Annotated in this window: 19 protein-coding genes and 1 tRNA gene; 9 read left to right on the top strand and 11 right to left on the bottom strand. The window is 65.5% G+C overall.

Going from position 1 to position 16194, the window contains the following annotated elements:
* Positions 1-314 precede the first annotated feature (314 nt).
* Positions 315-1508: a DUF6161 domain-containing protein gene (locus tag ACWGL1_RS07375; protein WP_452111627.1), complete on the top strand. Its 1194-nt coding sequence runs from the start codon at positions 315-317 to the stop codon at positions 1506-1508.
* Positions 1509-1652: 144 nt separating this feature from the next.
* On the opposite strand, the gene ACWGL1_RS07370 is transcribed toward ACWGL1_RS07375, so the two are convergent.
* Entirely contained in the window at positions 1653-1964 is a 312-nt protein-coding gene (locus tag ACWGL1_RS07370) for a HigA family addiction module antitoxin (RefSeq protein ID WP_452111626.1), read from the bottom strand.
* Between the two features lie 1024 nt (positions 1965-2988).
* Between ACWGL1_RS07370 and ACWGL1_RS07365 the strand changes: the two genes are divergently transcribed.
* Entirely contained in the window at positions 2989-3969 is a 981-nt protein-coding gene (locus tag ACWGL1_RS07365) for a site-specific integrase (RefSeq protein ID WP_452111625.1), read from the top strand.
* A 93-nt stretch (positions 3970-4062) separates the two neighbouring features.
* Here ACWGL1_RS07365 and ACWGL1_RS07360 read toward each other — a convergent pair.
* Positions 4063-4152, bottom strand: a tRNA-Ser gene (locus ACWGL1_RS07360).
* Positions 4153-4297: 145 nt separating this feature from the next.
* Here ACWGL1_RS07360 and msrA point away from each other — a divergent pair.
* Entirely contained in the window at positions 4298-4948 is a 651-nt protein-coding gene (gene msrA / locus ACWGL1_RS07355) for a peptide-methionine (S)-S-oxide reductase MsrA (RefSeq protein WP_452111624.1), read from the top strand.
* Position 4949: 1 nt separating this feature from the next.
* Positions 4950-5291 (top strand): MmcQ/YjbR family DNA-binding protein, encoded by a 342-nt coding sequence (locus ACWGL1_RS07350; RefSeq protein WP_452111623.1) that lies wholly within the window; start codon positions 4950-4952, stop codon positions 5289-5291.
* Here the strand turns inward: ACWGL1_RS07350 and ACWGL1_RS07345 are convergent.
* From ACWGL1_RS07345 to flgF, 9 genes are all read right to left on the bottom strand, one after another.
* Entirely contained in the window at positions 5288-5653 is a 366-nt protein-coding gene (locus ACWGL1_RS07345; RefSeq protein ID WP_452111622.1) for a hypothetical protein, read from the bottom strand. The two genes, ACWGL1_RS07350 and ACWGL1_RS07345, sit on opposite strands and share 4 nt — an antisense overlap.
* A 17-nt stretch (positions 5654-5670) precedes the next feature.
* A complete protein-coding gene (locus ACWGL1_RS07340; protein ID WP_452111621.1) occupies positions 5671-7461 on the bottom strand; it encodes a DUF885 domain-containing protein in 1791 nt (596 codons plus the stop codon).
* A 63-nt stretch (positions 7462-7524) separates the two neighbouring features.
* Complete coding sequence (locus tag ACWGL1_RS07335; protein ID WP_291776887.1) at positions 7525-8037, bottom strand: hypothetical protein; 513 nt, start codon at positions 8035-8037, stop codon at positions 7525-7527.
* Positions 8038-8045: 8 nt separating this feature from the next.
* Entirely contained in the window at positions 8046-8549 is a 504-nt protein-coding gene (locus ACWGL1_RS07330) for a hypothetical protein (protein WP_291776885.1), read from the bottom strand.
* A 37-nt stretch (positions 8550-8586) separates the two neighbouring features.
* Positions 8587-9063, bottom strand: coding sequence for a hypothetical protein (locus ACWGL1_RS07325; RefSeq protein ID WP_291776884.1), 477 nt, complete (start codon positions 9061-9063; stop codon positions 8587-8589).
* A gap of 124 nt (positions 9064-9187) precedes the next feature.
* Positions 9188-9913 carry a flagellar basal body L-ring protein FlgH gene (gene flgH / locus ACWGL1_RS07320; protein ID WP_256968228.1) on the bottom strand — a complete coding sequence of 242 codons (726 nt, stop codon included), beginning with the start codon at positions 9911-9913 and terminating at the stop codon, positions 9188-9190.
* A gap of 11 nt (positions 9914-9924) precedes the next feature.
* Complete coding sequence (gene flgA / locus ACWGL1_RS07315) at positions 9925-10716, bottom strand: flagellar basal body P-ring formation chaperone FlgA (RefSeq protein WP_291776881.1); 792 nt, start codon at positions 10714-10716, stop codon at positions 9925-9927.
* A 16-nt stretch (positions 10717-10732) separates the two neighbouring features.
* The gene (gene flgG, locus ACWGL1_RS07310) at positions 10733-11521 is read right to left on the bottom strand and encodes a flagellar basal-body rod protein FlgG (RefSeq protein ID WP_452111620.1); all 789 of its coding nucleotides are present in this window, start codon (positions 11519-11521) and stop codon (positions 10733-10735) included.
* Positions 11522-11535: 14 nt separating this feature from the next.
* On the bottom strand, positions 11536-12273 hold the full coding sequence (gene flgF / locus ACWGL1_RS07305; RefSeq protein ID WP_452111619.1) for a flagellar basal-body rod protein FlgF: 738 nt from the start codon (positions 12271-12273) through the stop codon (positions 11536-11538).
* 179 nt (positions 12274-12452) lie between these two features.
* On the opposite strand from flgF, the gene ACWGL1_RS07300 reads away from it, so the two are divergent.
* From ACWGL1_RS07300 to ACWGL1_RS07280, 5 genes are all read left to right on the top strand, one after another.
* Positions 12453-13094, top strand: a complete 642-nt coding sequence (locus ACWGL1_RS07300; protein WP_452111618.1) for a flagellar basal body-associated FliL family protein — start codon at positions 12453-12455, stop codon at positions 13092-13094.
* Between the two features lie 2 nt (positions 13095-13096).
* The gene (gene fliM / locus ACWGL1_RS07295) at positions 13097-14167 is read left to right on the top strand and encodes a flagellar motor switch protein FliM (RefSeq protein ID WP_291776873.1); all 1071 of its coding nucleotides are present in this window, start codon (positions 13097-13099) and stop codon (positions 14165-14167) included.
* Between the two features lies 1 nt (position 14168).
* Positions 14169-14777, top strand: a complete 609-nt coding sequence (locus ACWGL1_RS07290) for a DUF6468 domain-containing protein (protein ID WP_452111617.1) — start codon at positions 14169-14171, stop codon at positions 14775-14777.
* A 105-nt stretch (positions 14778-14882) separates the two neighbouring features.
* The gene (locus ACWGL1_RS07285) at positions 14883-15779 is read left to right on the top strand and encodes a MotE family protein (RefSeq protein WP_452111616.1); all 897 of its coding nucleotides are present in this window, start codon (positions 14883-14885) and stop codon (positions 15777-15779) included.
* A 66-nt stretch (positions 15780-15845) separates the two neighbouring features.
* Positions 15846-16085 carry a DUF3297 family protein gene (locus ACWGL1_RS07280; protein WP_024354808.1) on the top strand — a complete coding sequence of 80 codons (240 nt, stop codon included), beginning with the start codon at positions 15846-15848 and terminating at the stop codon, positions 16083-16085.
* The last annotated feature ends 109 nt before the right edge of the window (positions 16086-16194 follow it).

The raw sequence follows: 16194 nt of genomic DNA, 5'->3' as shown, positions 1-16194 counted from the left end.
ATATTTGCAGCACGACATTCTCAACTTTTTTCACCATCGCCCGCCCCCTCCGGCTCTACTGTTAGAGTTATGATTACCCTGTTTTCTGAAGCGGCGCACGCTGCATTCGCATTGAGCGCCACCGTGGCACTGAGGGTCTGCTTTCTGACAACCGACGAATGTCCGCTGCTGGCGCGTAGGCGAACTAGAAGGGGCTCGTATCGAAGCGTTTTCTGAACCTCCGAGTTCACCCTAAACGGGACAATCGTTCGGTGGGAAAACCCTAGTGACGCCAACCTGTACGGCGTGCACAATCTCGAGCGGGGGAGATACCGATGTCAAATATTCATACTGAAGAAGTGCGGGTGCCCTTAGGGCGGCATGCAGAAGTGTCATTTCGATCGTGGCGACAAGTGGCGAAGTGGCTGGAGGAAAGTGAAGCCGCCTGGCAATGGCTCTCTGGGGCTCATGGGCCAGATCCGGCTAACTTGGCGCATTATATTCCCGCACGACTAGCCTCCGCCAAGCAAGAGGTCACAAACGCGATGGAGAGCAAGGCCCCCCTTCATGAGGCCGCCTCAATCTTCGCCCGTCACCTGAACGACAACTACGCGCCGCCGCACCCCAGCACGGATACCGCAAGGCAAATTTTTGAGATCAGAGATTTGGCTGGCGAAGAGGCTGCCAAGTTTGCATTCGCCATGAAACAAGAGCTGGTGACATATGCGAATATAGGCACCAACCAGCAATGGCGAGGTGCCTCTCTGGTCCTGAACCCCGAAGTCCTCTTCGCTGCAGGCGAGGCAGATAGATTTAGGAGGGAGCGTACCAATTACCGAGATGCCGCCGCCAAACTATTCGACGACGTCAGAGCACGGGAGAGCCTTCGATCAGAAGAATGGCAGGAAGCCTTTGAGAAAGCTGCCAGCGCCGCAGCGACTTGGTCGAAAACATTGACCCGACGGTGGCTCCGCACTTCTATGAAAGCTCGCGCGCGAGAACGGTCGGCGATAGCCAAACTCCACGCGACTGACGTGACGTTCACGGAGAAAATGGCGCTCAAAGCTCCAGTGGAATACTGGGAAAAGAAAGCCGCAAAGCATAAGGACTCGGAAGGCACCATGCAGGGGTGGCTTTTGTTATACTTCCCACTGGCGTTCATGTGTCTAGTGGGGATGTTTGGTGGCGTCGGCTATTACATCCTGACCACACCGACTACTTCACTTCCGCCGGGTCTAACGATTGTCGCCTCAGCGGGCCTAGCCACGTCCTCAGGGATGCTCTTCTGGATTGGTAGGCTCCTGACCAAGCTGTACCTGAGCCAGCTTCACCTGAGACAAGATGCCGAAGAACGCGCTACGATGACGACGACGTACTTAGCCCTGACCGAGGTTTCAGCACCTGGCGATTCTGACCGGCAAATCGTTTTGAACGCGTTGTTTAGGAGCACTCCGGACGGCATTGTGAAGGAAGAGGGGGGCTTGGACCCCAACCTTGCCTCGGCCCTTGGTCGTTTCTTGGCACGTTAAGCGGCGGTCGTCGAAGCCCCCCCCCTGAACGTACCCAAGGTTCGATCCACGAACTTATCGCTAGCCTAGAAGCAGGCACCCATCGCGATCACTGAATGTCGCCTTTCTGGATGGGTGGCACTGACTGCTCCTGGCGCGAAGCCGTCATTGGTCGTTAGCCTGTGACAATGACACTGCTGAGTTATCTTCGAGTGCTTGGCTTGAAGCGTCGTGGGCGGCTTGGAGGTTGAGCCAGAACTCGGGGGACGTGTCGAAGAGTTCGGTTAGGCCGGTGGCGAGGGCGGGCGTGATGGGGTGTTTGCAGGCTAGGATTTGGTCGGCGGTGTGCTCGTCGATATCGAGGGCGTTGGCTAGGTTGGTGGGGGATAGGCCGCCCTCTGGGAGGTAGTCTTCGCGTAGGTGTTCGCCGGGGTGGGCGAGAGGGGCGGCGAAGGTGCTGAAGTCGTGATCGGGCATGCGCTTAAGGGCTCGTGGGTGAGCCGTTATGTTAGCTGCATTGGGTCAAAAGAGACAGGATTACGGTGGGTCAGTCTAAAACTTGGAAAGTATTCAATGTGTATACACGTATACATGTATACAATTGCTGAGTTTTGTTAGGCTTGTTTCTTTCTATCTTCGGGCGAATGTGGACCTAAATGAGCATAAATCACTGATTTTATAGGATTCATGTTTTTAAGAGGTCCGATCGTTGGATCTGTCGGCTGGGCTCTATTTTAGCGTTCACAGGCCTGTTTGGACGCCCTGCTGGCAGTTTTGACCTGCGGGCTGGAGAAAACGATCATTCACGGTCACGATTCTCCCCAAACTTCGGGTGTATGTGGACCTAACGGTTAATTGGGACGGAAAACTTCGGGCCAATGTGGACCTAACTGGCCTTTCAGTTCTGCACTAAACTTAAAGTCGTGGGGATAACTTCTGAGGCGGCACTTTGTGCAGAGTTGTGCAGAGTTGTGCAGACTTGTGCATTTATTTCCGCCGTTTTGACCCCATTTCTATAACCTTAGATTGAAATGTTGCGGTTTGGGGTGGCTTTCCGTTGGTGGGCGCGGCGGCACGCGATTTGGCGCACTCTTGCGCATAGTTACGCATGCCGTTCCGAGGCAGGATGTGTAAACCGCTAGCGGTTTACTAGCTTACTTGCGCTTTGCGCTCGATGAGAACTGACTACCGTCAGGGAGGCTATTGTCTAACTACTTATTTTGGCTTGATTGGTGGCGTTCGGTTCGCAATCCTTTGGGCAGTTAGTCACTGTTTTTGAAAAGGATTGCGCGGTGCGGAAGCAGACGGGTGTCAGTTCGGCCAAGCTGGGGAGGTTTGTACGGAGCCTCAAAGATCAAGGCATCGATATTGGACGTGTAGATTGCCGGCCTAATGGCGAGATCAGCATCTGGGTGACCGGTGAGGCGCTAGATAGCGAAGCCAAGGTTAGCGCGGAGGAACGCGTATGGGACGCGGACTAGGGGTGACCAAGCGGCGTGGCGTGAGCCGCTATATCAGCAAGGGGAAGATGTATTACCGCTTCCGTTTGAAGGGTAAGCCAGAAGTATCCTTGCCTGGGGAGCCCTATTCCCCGGAGTTTGAGGAAGCCTATCGGCGGGCCATGGAAGGTGAAGTTGTGGCAGGAGAGTTCCGCACTGTAGAGGGCTCTATGGCGGCGCTTGTAATCGCCTTTTATAGCTCTGCTGAGTGGAAGACTCTCAAGCCCACCACGAAGGATACCTATCGCCGGATCATCGAGCGACTACGTGAGCAATACGGTGAGCGGCCGGTGAAGGGGCTGTGTAAGCGTCACGTGCTGATAATGCGTGACAAGCGGGCGGATACGCCTGCGGCAGCCGATAATATGGTGAAGGTGCTGTCCAAGCTGATGGATTTTGCTGTGTCGCGTGGTTGGCGCACGGATAATCCTGCCAAGGGGATCCGGGCGCTGAATACTGACTCTGATGGCTTTCCCGCATGGACAGAGGCTGAGATTGCGGCTTTTGAGGCTTCTTGGCCGGTAGGGACTAAAGAACGCCTAGCGTTCGATCTGCTGCTCTATACGGCTCAACGCTCGGGCGATGTGCGGAACATGGGCTGGATGGACGTTAAGGACGGCAAGATCTTGGTTTGTCAGGAGAAGACTAGCGCCAAGCTGGCTTTGCCAATCCATCCGCGACTGAAGCCGTCTCTCGACTTGGCGCAGATCGACTATCCGACCTTCATCGCTACCCAGCATGGTCAGGCGTATACGGCAGCAGGATTTGGCAACTGGTTCCGTGGGGCTGTGCAGGAAGCCGGTATCAAGGATCGATCGGCGCACGGTCTGCGCAAATCAGCGGCGACGCGGTTGGCAGATGCGGGTTGTAGTGAGGCTCAGATCAAGGCGATCACTGGCCATGTCACTGCGAAAGAGGTCGAGCGCTATACCAAGGCGCGTGACCAGCGGGTACTGGCTGAAGCGGCAATGGCTAAAATCTAAGACGAAATATCGATGCGCTATTGTCTAACGACATAGCCTTGTTAGACAATAGTATCTCGAAACGACTGATTTGTAAGAGTTTTAATATGGTGGTGGCGGACAGAGAGGGATTCGAACCCTCGATAGAGTTGCCCCTATACACGCGTTCCAGGCGTGCGCCTTCAACCACTCGGCCACCTGTCCATTCCACCTGGGCCCGGATGCATCCGGGGCGGAACCGTCGGGAGCGGACCGACGGGAGGGGCTGATTAGAGCATGACGTCCCCATGGGCAAGCGCCCTTGAAGCCTCCATATAGGCGAAGACGCTGTTTTCGCGGAGTTCGCGCCATGTTGTTGAAGAAGACCGATGAACTGCCCACGCCTGAGACGGCCCTGCCGGGTCGGGCCGAGGCGTTGCCGACCGATGAGACCCACTTCGTCATGGGTCATGCGCTGAAGGGGCCGCATCCGGCGGGGATGGAGACGGCCGTGTTCGGCATGGGCTGTTTCTGGGGCGTGGAGCGGGTGTTCTGGCAGTTGCCGGGCGTGTGGACGACGTCGGCCGGCTATGCGGGCGGGATCACGCCCAATCCGACCTATGAGGAGGTCTGTTCGGGCCGCACCGGCCATGCGGAGGTGGTGCAGGTGGTGTTCGATCCGACCAGGATCACCTACGGCGACCTGCTGAAGGCCTTCTGGGAGAACCATGATCCGACGCAGGGGATGCGCCAGGGCAATGATCTGGGCACCCAGTACCGCTCGGCGATCTATACGCTGAACGAGGCGCAGCAGGCGGAAGCCGAGGCTTCGCGCGACGCCTATCAGGCGGCGCTGAGCGCGGCGGGGCGAGGCGTGATCACGACCGAGATCGAACCGGCCGGGCCCTACTACTTCGCCGAAGACTATCATCAGGGCTATCTGGCCAAGAACCCGGCGGGCTATTGCGGCATCGGCGGGACGGGCGTGGTCTGCCCGATCGGCCTGGGCGTCGGGGCCTAGGATGGATCGCGCGGGGGTGGGAGAGGTCTGCCTGGCCTTGCCCGCGGCGACGATGGATCACCCGTTCGGACCGGGCCATGACGCCTATAAGGTGGGGGGCAAGATGTTCGCCCTGATCGGGGCCGAAGGCGGGCTGTCGTTCAAGGTCTCCGATATCGCCTATGAAGTGCTGACCGAGGAGGGGCGGGCGGCCCCGGCCCCCTATCTGGCGCGGGCGAAATGGGTGCATCTGGCCGATCCGGGCGACTGGCCGGACGACGAGCTGGCCGATCATCTGAAATCGGCCCACGCCCTGATCGCCGCCAAGCTGACGAGGAAGGCGCGGATCGAACTGGGGCTTTAGGCGGCGTTCCGCGACCGGAACCACAGGTAGAGAATCCCCAGGGGCGCGATGAAGATCGAGAAGCCCCACAGCAGGAAGTTCACGATCAGCTTCAGGAACATCAGGATGAAGGCGTTCATGAAGAAGACGGTCTCGCCCATCATCACCCGCTTGATCTCGTCCCAGACCAGTTTGGAGAAGGGAAACAGCAGGGCGCCGACGCCGAAGACGGCCAGGGTGGCGGCGCGGTCATGCAGGGGCTGGGCGCCGCCCGCCGACAGCATCATCCAGACCATCAGCCCCATGAAGGCGGCGCTGAGCACATAGGCGCGGATCAGATAGCGCGGCTGCACAGAGCCGAAGATGCGCTTGATGAAATTCATGTCGGAGGGACGCTTTCTTACTGGGAGGCGGTCTTCTGTTCGGCGATCCAGCGGTCCATGCGCGCGTCCAGCAGGGCCAGCGGCAGGGCGCCGTCGACTAGCAGGGCGTCGTGGAAGGTCCGCACGTCGAAGCGGTCGCCCAGTTCGCGCTCGGCCTTCTGGCGGATCTCGCGTAGGCGGATTTCGCCGATCTTGTAGGCCGTGGCCTGGCCGGGATCGCCGATGTAGCGCTGCAGCTCGGTCTCGATGTTGTGCGCCGACAGGGCCGAGTTGTCGCGGAAGCAGGCGCGGGCCTGTTCCTCGCTCCAACCCAGCCAGTGCAGGCCGGTGTCGGCCACCAGACGACAGGCGCGCCACATCTCATAGCTGAGGCGGCCGAACCGCTCATAGGGCGTGCGATAGATGCCCATCTCCTCGCCCAGGAACTCGGAATACAGGCCCCAGCCTTCGCTGAAGGCTGTCACCGAGGCGCGGCGGCGGTAATAGGGCTGGTCGGCGGCTTCCTGCTGCAGGGCGATCTGGAGGTGGTGGCCCGGCACGGCCTCGTGCACCGTCAGGGCGGGCAGTTCATACAGGGGTCGCTGGTCCAGCTTGCCGGTGTTGACGATGTAGCCCCCGGCCACGCCTGTCTTCATCGAGCCTGAGTTGTAGCGGCCGGTGGTGTAGGTCTCCTCCATCTCGATCGGCACCGGACGCACGCCGTAGGGCAGGCGCGGCAGGGTGGCGAACAGGGACGGCAGGCGGTCATCCGAGCGTTTGGCGATCTCCGACGCCTTCTCCAGCAGTTCTTCGCGCGTCTGGGCGTAGAATTGCGGGTCGGTGCGCAGGAAGGTCAGGAAGCCGGCGAAGTCGCCGGTCCAGCCGGCGGCGCGCATTTCCGTCTCCATGCGGGCGCGGATGCGGGCGACTTCTTCAACGCCGATCTGATGCACCTGATCGGGCGTCAGGTCGGTGGTCGTGTTGCTGCGGACGAGGAAGGCGTACAGGTCGCGGCCGCCGGGGCGGTGGACCAGACCCGGCTCCTGCGGGGCCTTGGGCGCGTATTCGTCGCGCAGCAAGTCGCGCCAGGCGGTGCGGCGGGCGGTGATCGGCCCCTCGACCAGGGCGCGGGCGCGGTCGCGGAATTGTTCCTGCTGGGCGGCGGGGATGGTGGCGGGCAGGGCGTTGAACGGGCGCAGCAGGACATCGCCCGCTTCGCCCGGCGTCAGGTCGCGCTCGGCCTGGGCCAGGGCGCTGTCGACGACCGAACGGGCCTGGATCAGGCCGGTCTCCAGCCCGCGCCGGGTGTTGGCGATCCCGGCGTCGTAATAGGCGGGCGCCGCCTCCAGCCGGGCCAGCCAGGCCTCGGCGTCGGCCGCCGTGGCGATGCGCGTGGCGGGGGCCAGATAGGCCAGAAGCTGGCCGGGGCCGCCTTCGGAGTCGAAGGCCAGACGCGACGGGTCCAGTTCGATCCGCTCCAGCTCGCGGCCGATCAGATAGCCGACGAAGGCGTGATTCAGGCGGTGGGCTTCGTCCAGAGAGGCCGGGTTGATGGCCTCCAGCCGCGCCTTCAGGGCGTTCAGCGGGGCGCGGCGGGCCAGTTCGCCCGCACGGCTGGCGTCGGGCAGACGCGACAGGGCGGCGCGGTCGCCGTCCATGCTCGAACCGATGGGATCGTTCTGGCGCAGATACGCCTCATAATCGACCAGCAGGGCGTCCAGCGCGGCGGCGGGCGAAGGGCTTTGAACGACGGCGGCCTGGGTCGGCAGGGCGGCGGCGCCTGCAAGGCTCGACAGGCCGATCCCGGCGGCGAGAAGAAGATGACGCATGAACTAAAGCCCTCCCAAGAACGGGCGGGGAGGGGAGCGGACGTCGCCGCTGCGGTCAAGCCTTCAACGACACAACTCCAGGAAACGCGCCGCACGGCCTTCCGAACCGGGCTGGGCGGCCATCATCGCGCGCTGGTCGCCGTCCCACACCGCCAGCCAGCCGAGGCGGTGAAACCGCTGGAAGACAGGATCGGAGGCGGGAGCGGAGGCGATCAGGTGGACGCCGTCGTGCACGTCGGCCGCTTCGACGCGTGCGGCGTAGGTTTCTGTGTCGCCGCCCGATTCCAGGGTGATGGAGCGGCGGGCGGGCGCCGGGTCCGCAGCCAGAGACAGGCCGATCTTGCCCGAACCGGGCGCGCACATGAGGCTGAGCGGCACGTCGTCCGACTGGGCCAGGCCATAGGACAGGCGCGGCTCGTCCGGATCTTCGTTCAGGAACCAGTCGTAGCCCGCGACGGGCACGGGCGCGCCGTTCGTCTTCAGCGAGGCGACGCTGGGCGCGCAGGCGCTCAGGGCGGCGGAAAGGGCGGCCATGAGGGTGAAGGCGGCGGCGGTCGGCCAGCGGGTAGGGCGCATCCTCGTCCTTATCCGGTGCACAGTTCGGCGAAGCGGCGCAGCTTGGACAGATTCGCCCGATCGATCTCGACGGCCTTGGTCTGGTCGCCGAGGGACAGGGTCAGCCGTCCGGAGGCCAGGAAGGCGGCGAAAACGGGATGGTCGGCGCGCAGGGTCGCCTCCAACCGCCCGCGTCGGGCGCGCGCCTCCACCTCGGCCGAGGCTGCGCCGGAGCGGATGACGGCGAAGCCGTCGGCGCCCGGCGCGTCATGGAAGGCCAGTCGCACGACGCTGGAGCCCGGCGCGCATTCCAACGTGGTGCGCAGGCGCGGCGTATCCGGGATCTCATTGGCCAGGACCAGAGGGCCGTCGCCGCTGTAGAGGGTCCAGGTCCAGCCTTCCGACGCGCGCGTCGATCGAGCGGGCGTCGCCGCCTGAGGCCGTTCGGCGGGCGGTTGCGCGCCGTTCTGAGGGGCCGCCTGGACGGCCAGGGCGAGCGCCATGGCCTGGGCGAGGCCGAGCAGTGAGGTCATGTTTCAGCCCCCGCTGAGGAAAACGGGGGGACTGTGGTCAGGCATGTCCCGAAGCGCAATAGCTAAGAAACCCCTGCACCATGCGCCGCTCGGCGCGGGTGGCGGTCAACTGGCGGTCGCCGGCCTCGGTCTGGACGGTCATTCGGCCGCCTCGCGCCAGGCCGGTCAAGGCCGCGTCGCCGATCGGCAGGCGCGCCTCGAAGGCCTCGCCGTTCGACAGCGGATCGATGAGCTGCGGCCCGTGCGAAGCCAGAATCAGGCCCGCGCTGCGCGGCTGGACGTCGCCATAGACCACGGCGGCGCCGTCGCCAGGCGCGCAGGTCAGCATCAGGGCCAACTGGTCTGAATCCGGCAGGCCATAGGCCAGTTTGGCCATCGGCCCCTCGTGCAGCATGTGCCAGCCGGCGGCGGCTTCGCCGCCGTGGCGGGGCGAGGACGGAACATAGGTCGCCGCGTGGGCCGCAACGGCGGCCAGGCCCACGGCGGCCAGGATGGGAAAGACGGTTTTACGCATGACAAGCTCACTCGCGTTCGACAGAACAAACGCGGGTCGCTTGTTAAGAGTTCACGGCTCCGCTGGGCCGCGCGCGATTCAGTGATGCGGTGCGGCCGGAATCACACGTTTCGGTGAACGCAGGTCAGAACGGGCTGAACCGCTCGACCAGGGACTGGGCGGCGGGCGTCGCCTGCATCCGGCTGATGTCGCCGCGCCCGCCGTAGCTGATGCGCGCTTCGGCGATCTGGCTGTGGCGAATGGTGTTGGCGCTGGAGATGTCCTCGGGCCGGACGATGCCGGCCACGGTCAGCTCGCGCACCTCGCGGTTGGTGCGCACTTCCTGCCGACCCTGGATGACCAGGTTGCCGTTGGGCATGACGGCGGTGACGACGGCGGCGACCGTCAGGTTCACCCGCTCGGAGCGGTTGACGCTGCCCGAACCGTTGGCGTTCACGGCCCCTTCCGTGCCGATCATGTTTGCGGCGTCGAAGCCGCCGGGGAAGGCGCGGCCCAGGCTATTCTCCAGACCGAAGAAGTTGGTCACCCCGCCCGAGGCGCTGTTGGTGCGGTTGCGCTGGGTGGTGTTCTGGGTCTGGGCGCGGTCGTTGATGTCGATGGAGACGGTCAGGATGTCGCCGACGCGCCGCGCCCGCTGATCGCCGAAGAAGCTGCGCGCGCCGGTGCGCCACAGGCTGTTGGCGCTGGCCGAGGTCGGCTCGGGCAGATAGGCCTGCTCGACCGGGACCAGGGCGGCCGGATAGCCGATGGGCGCCAACTCCGGTCCCTTTACCGCCTCGATGGCGGTGGAGCAGGCGGCCAGGCTGAGGGCGGACAACGACAGGGCGGCGACGGTGATGGGGCGCATGATGGAACTCTCGCTCAACGGGCGGCGAACTGTTGCGGGTTGCGGCGGGCGATCTGGGCGGCGGGACCGGCGACGGCCCGGCCGGGGGCGACCGCCACGGCGTCGATGGTGCGGTTGGACTGGACGTTCAGGATCGGCACGGCCTCGCCCGCCGAGGCGTTGCGGGTCGCCTTGCCGGTGACGGTCAGCTCGACGCCGTCGTTGATGTAGGCGACCTCGACCATGTCGTTGCGGGCGATCACCTGGGGCGAGGCCAGGTCGCGCGGACCGACGGGCGTTCCGGCGCGCAGGGCGCGTTTGGCCTCGAGGCCAATCACCGCCTCGGCATCCTGCGGCGCGCCGACGGGGGCCAGGTGCGACTGGACCGATGCCCAGATCACGTCCTCGGGCTGGATCACGTCCCCGGCCGCCAGACTGCGGGCGTAGGTCAGAACCTCGACGTTGACGCCTGCGCGGGCCGACACAGGGGCTGGGGCGCCGACGCTGGCGGCGGCGGGACGGGCCGAGGCCTCCGCCGGGATCGCCCCGCCTTCGCGCACCACGATGCGGCGCAGACCGTTGGGGTTGCTCCATTGTAGTCCGGCCCGGCGGGCGGCGATCTGCACCTGCGAGGCCTCCAGAACGGCCGTGGCGCCGACGCGGCGGCCGACCACCACGCCTGAGGCGGCGCCGGCCTCGTCGAACAGCTCGCCCAGGGTGATGCGGCCGTCGTCGTCGACCGGATCGGGCAGCAGATTGACCGGCCCGGCCCATGCGGGGGCGGCCAGTGCGGCGACGGCGGCGGCGAGGATCAGGGCGCGCTTCATGGCTTAAGGCCTTTCCCTAGCTCTTCAACTGGGTCGAGACGGACAGCATTTCGTCGGCGGTGGTGATGACCTTGGAGTTCATCTCATAGGCGCGCTGGGCCACGATCAGGGCGGTGATCTCGCTGACCGCGTCCACGTTCGACGCTTCGGTATAGTGTTGCAGCAGGGTGCCGTAGCCGACCTCGCCCGGCGCTCCGACCGTGGCCGGGCCCGAGCCCGCCGTCTCCAGCAGCAGATTGTCGCCGATGGCTTCCAGACCCGCCTCGTTAAAGAAGGTCGCCAGTTCGAGCTGGCCTACGACCTGGGGTTCGGGCTGGCCTTCGGTGGTCACCTGAACCTGGCCGGACTTGGAGATGGAGATGTCCAGGGCGTCCTGGGGAATGGCGATGGCTGGCTCGACCGCATAGCCGTCGTCGGTCACCAGCTGCCCTTCGCCGTTGACGGTGAAGTTGCCCGCGCGGGTATAGGCCAGCTCGCCCGAGGGCAGGGTGATCTGGAAATAGCCCTTGCCCTGGATGGCGATGTCGTAGGTGTTGCCGGTGCGGTTCGGGCTGCCCTGTTCGGTGATGCGATAGACGCTGCCCGCCTTCACGCCCGAGCCGATCTGGATGCCGGTCGGCACCACGGTGCCCTGCGTCGAGGACTGGGCCCCCATGCGCTCGACGTTCTGATACAGCAGATCCTGGAACTCGGCCCGCTGACGCTTGAAGCCGACCGTGTTCATGTTGGCGATGTTGTTGGAGATGACCTCCACGTTCAGCTGCTGGGCGGCCATGCCGGTGGCGGCGGTGCGAAGCGCGCGCATGTCTCAGCTCTCCCTTACGAAACCCGGCCCAGCCGCTCGACGGAGCGGCGTGACAGGTCGTTGGCGTTCTCGATCATCTTGGTCACGCGCTCATAGGCGCGGTTGATCTCGATGAGGTTGGTGATTTCCACGAGGGTGTTGACGTTCGAGCCTTCCAGCATCCCCTGGCGGACCTGGGCGTCGGTCGCGTCCATCGGCTGGGCGTTGGAGGCGTTGCGGTACAGGCCGTCGCCCGATTTCTGCAGCGCCGACAGGGCGTCGAAGCGCACCACGGTCAGGCGTCCGACCGGTTGGCCCTGCTGGCTGATCGTGCCGTCGTGGGCGACGCTTGCAGGGCCGCGCTGCGGGTCCAGAACGATCTCGGCGCCGTCGGCCAGGACCGGCAGGCCCTGCTTGGTCGTCAACCGTCCTTCGGGATCGGTGACGAAGCCGCCGTCGCGGGTATAGGCGAGGCCGCCCGCCGTCTGCACGGTGAAGAAGGCGCCTTCGCCCTCGATGGCGAAGTCCAGGTCGCGGCCGGTCTGCTTCAGCGAGCCCTGGCCGAAGTCGCGGCCCACCCCCTTGTCCAGTACGAAGCTGGCCGAGGGGCGGATGGCGTCGTTGCGGGCGCGCTGGCCGATCTCGGTCCCGACCATCAGCTGCTCGACCTTGAAGCCGGTGGTGTCGGCGTTGGCGACGTTGTTGGCCACGATGTCCAGTTCGCGGCGAAGCGTCATCTGGCGCGACAGTCCGATATAGGCGGCGTTTTCCACGAGGCGGCTCCTTTCGCCGCTGTGCGTCGCAACGACCGTGCCAACAGGGTTAACGCCCGTGGAATGGGGCTTTGAGCGGTTTTCGACGGTTCGGCGCCCGGCAGGATTTGCCGATCGTAAACGCCTCGTTAACCAAAATCGGCCCACACCCGGCATGTGAGGATCGGGGCGGCTTACGCATGCTGAAACTGAAGCTGGGCAAGAAGAAGAGCGAGGCGCCGGCCGGCGACGACGCGAACCTGCCTGCCGTGAGCGACGGCGCCGAAGGCACAGGCGGCGATGACGGCGCGCCCGCCAGGAAGAAGATCCCGCTGCTGTTCATCATCATCCCGGCGGCCCTGGTGGTGCTGGGCGGCGGCGGCGCGACCGCCTTCCTGATGATGAAGCCCAAGCCCGCCGAGGCGGCCGGCGGCCACGCGGCCCCCGCCAAGGAAGAGAAGAAGGGCGGGCACGGGGACGGCGGCAAGGAAGGCGAGGCGGCGCCCGGGGCGGGCAAGGTGGCGGCCGGACCCGACGGCGTGACCTTCTACACCCTGCCCGACATGATCGTGAACATTCAGTCGGTCGACGGCCGCCCGACCTATCTGAAGCTGCGCCTGACGCTGGAGATGAAGGACGCCGCCGTCGCCTCGCACCTGCAGGCTGAGGCACCGCGGATGCAGGACATGTTCCAGGGCTTCCTGCGCGAGCTGCGACCTGAGGATCTGGCCGGCTCGGCCGGGTCTTATCAGCTGCGCGCCGAAATCCTGCGTCGGGTCAACCTGATCGCCGCGCCGGGCAAGGTCGACGCCGTGCTGATCGAAGAGATGCTGGTGCAGTAGGGATGACGGACACCCTGGCTCCCGACAACGAACTGGACCCCTTCGGCGGCGAAGCGGACCTGGGCGCCGATCCGGGCGCGACCCTGTCCGAACGGGTGCTGAACCAGGACGAGATCGACAGCCTGCTGGGCTTCGACATGGGGGGCGGCGACGACGCCGAGCGCAGCGGCATCCGCGCCATCATCAACTCGGCCCTGGTCTCCTACGAGCGCCTGCCGATGCTCGAGATCGTCTTCGACCGCCTGGTGCGGCTGATGACGACCAGCCTTCGCAACTTCACCTCCGACAACGTCGAGGTCAGCCTCGACACCATCAGCTCCATCCGCTTCGGCGACTATCTGAACTCCATTCCGCTTCCGGCCATCCTGGCGGTGTTCCGGGCCGAGGAGCTGGACAACTACGGCCTGCTGACGGTCGATTCCAACCTGATCTATTCGATTGTCGACGTCCTGCTGGGCGGGCGTCGCGGGACGGCGGCCCTGCGTATCGAAGGGCGGCCCTACACCACCATCGAGCGGGCGTTGGTGCAGCGGATGGTCGAGGTCATCCTGAATGATGCGCGCCAGGCGTTCGAACCCCTGACCCCCGTCCATTTCAACCTGGACCGGCTGGAGACCAATCCGCGTTTCGCCGCCATCGCGCGTCCGGCCAACGCCGCCATCCTGGTCAAGCTGCGCATCGACATGGAAGATCGCGGCGGCCGGGTCGAGCTGCTGCTGCCCTATTCGACGCTGGAGCCCATCCGCAAGATGCTGCTGCAGCAGTTCATGGGCGAGAAGTTCGGCCGCGACAACATCTGGGAAGGCCACCTGGCCACCGAGCTCTGGACCACCGAGACCGAGGTGCGCTGCGTGCTGGACGAGCAGCAGATGCCCCTGTCCAAGGTGCTGGACCTGAAGGTCGGCGACACCCTGATGCTGAACGTGAGCCCTGAGTCCGAGGTGTCGGTGCGGGCGGGCTCCATCCCGCTGACGACCGGCCGCATGGGCCGCAAGGGCCAGCACATCGCCGTCCGCGTCGAGGGCCCCATCAGCACCGACGCCGCCGCCCGCATCGCCAGAGGGAACAGCTGACATGACCGGCATCATCCTCGACTCCATCCTCATGCTGCTGCTGGTCGCCGCCATCGGCTACGGCATCAAGCTGGAGCGCAAGCTCAAGACCTTGCGCGAGGGCCAGCTGGCCTTCGCCGCCGCCGTGACCGAGCTGAACAGCGCCGCCGGCCGCGCCGAACAGGCCTTGGCCACCCTGCGCGCCTCGGGTCAGGAGACGGACCTGCTGCACGACCGCATCATCAAGGCCCGCGCCGTGAAGCAGGAGCTGGAGGTGCTGATCGCCCGCGCCCCGGCCCGCCCGGCCGACAGCCGCATCGAGACACGCGAGGACGAACGCCGCGCCGCCGCCCGCGCGCCGGTCGAGATGGAGTCGGTTGTCGAGGCTGAACCCGTCCGCACCTCTTCGGTCGCGCCCTTGCTGGACGACGAGGCCCGCGCGCGCCGCATGGCCTTGCTGATGGAGCGCATCGAAGGCGCGCGCGCGGTCATGAAGGCGCCGTCGCCGAAGCCCGCGCCTGTCGCCGAGCGCGCCTCGCCGGTGATGCAGGCCCTGGCCGCTAACCATGCTGCGCAACAGAGCCTAAACCGCGCCCGTCGTAGTCTGGACGACGACCTGTTCGCTGCTTGATGCCTTTAAGCGCCCTATGTCCGACACGCGGTGTCGGACGATTTGAGGGGCGAAGTTTTTCCTACCCGGCGTGTTTGGCGCCGAACCGTTCGCTGAGTTTGATCGATGAGCAAGCTGCCTCGCCTTCTGCCCCTGATCGCCGTCGCCATCGGCGGCGTCGTGGCCGTGCGCGCCGCGGGCGTGGCGCCGGACCTGTTCCAGGGGGCGACCGCCTGGGCTCAGGAGGCGGTCGCCGCGGAAGGCGAGGGGGCCAAGACTGAGGCCAGGCCCGCCCCCGCCGTCTGCGCTCTGACGCCCGAACAACTGGCACAGCAGGCGGGCATTTCTCCGGCTGAACTGCGGATCATCCAGTCCCTGTCCAAGCGCCGCGACCAGCTGGATGCGCGCGACGCCGATTTCGCCACCACCCTGCCGCTGATGGTGGCCGCGGAGCAGAAGCTGGACGCCAAGCTGCAGGCGCTGGAGGCCCTCAAGGGCGAGATCGGCGCCCTGGTCGGCCAGGTTGACGAGAAGGAAAAGGCCGAGGCCGACCGTCTGGTCGCCGTCTATTCCGCCATGCGGCCCAAGGAGGCGGCGGCCGTCTTCGCCACTCTGGACGACAGCGTGCGCCTGCCTGTCGCCTCGGCCATGCGCCCGCGCACCCTGGCCGCCATCATGGCCCAGATGCAGCCCGCCGCCGCACGCGAACTGACCGAGAAGCTGGCCAAACGCTTCCAGGCCCAGCAGTACGCCGCCCGCGCCGCCGCCGTGGCCGCGCCGACCGAGGCTGCGCCCGCTCCGACGCCTGCCGCCCAGCCTGCCTCTCAGCCCGCCGCCGCCCCTGCGCCCGCGCCGACTCGCGCTGCGCAGCAGACCGCGCCGCGTCGCACCCCGACGCCCGCCGCCGCTCGCCCGGCGGCGCAACCCGCGGCCAAGGCGCCGGCGCCCGTCGAGACCGGTCCGCGCCCCTATGCGGCGGTCGCCGCCGACGCCCCGGCCGCCGCGCGCCAGTCGGTGCAATAGGCGACGGTTGTCGCACAGGCCTTGCGCGGCTATTCAGCCCGCTTCGATTTTTCGCGAGACCTCTCCATGTCCGACGCCCTGCCTGACCGTCTTTCGGTCGATCCCGACAGCCCCTTCCACGACGCCGAACTCCTGGCGCGCGGCGTAGGCATCCGCTTCAAGGGCGAGGAAAAGACCAACGTCGAGGAATACTGCGTCTCGGAAGGCTGGGTGCGCCTGGCCGTCGGCAATCGCGTCGACCGTCGCGGCAAGGCCCTGACCGTCAAGCTGCAAGGCCCGGTCGAGCCCTTCATCAAGGGCGAGTGATTTCCGTCCTGGCGGCGAAGCTGAGACTTTCGGTCGCAGGCTTCGCCCGCTAGGGTCCGCGCCTCATTGTTGAGTTGGGGAGGCGCACTTGTCGTTCAATGCTCGTCTT

Source organism: Brevundimonas sp. NPDC055812, assembly GCF_053616535.1.
Note: the sequence above shows the minus strand (reverse complement) of the source record. Positions and strands in the feature narration are given on the sequence as shown.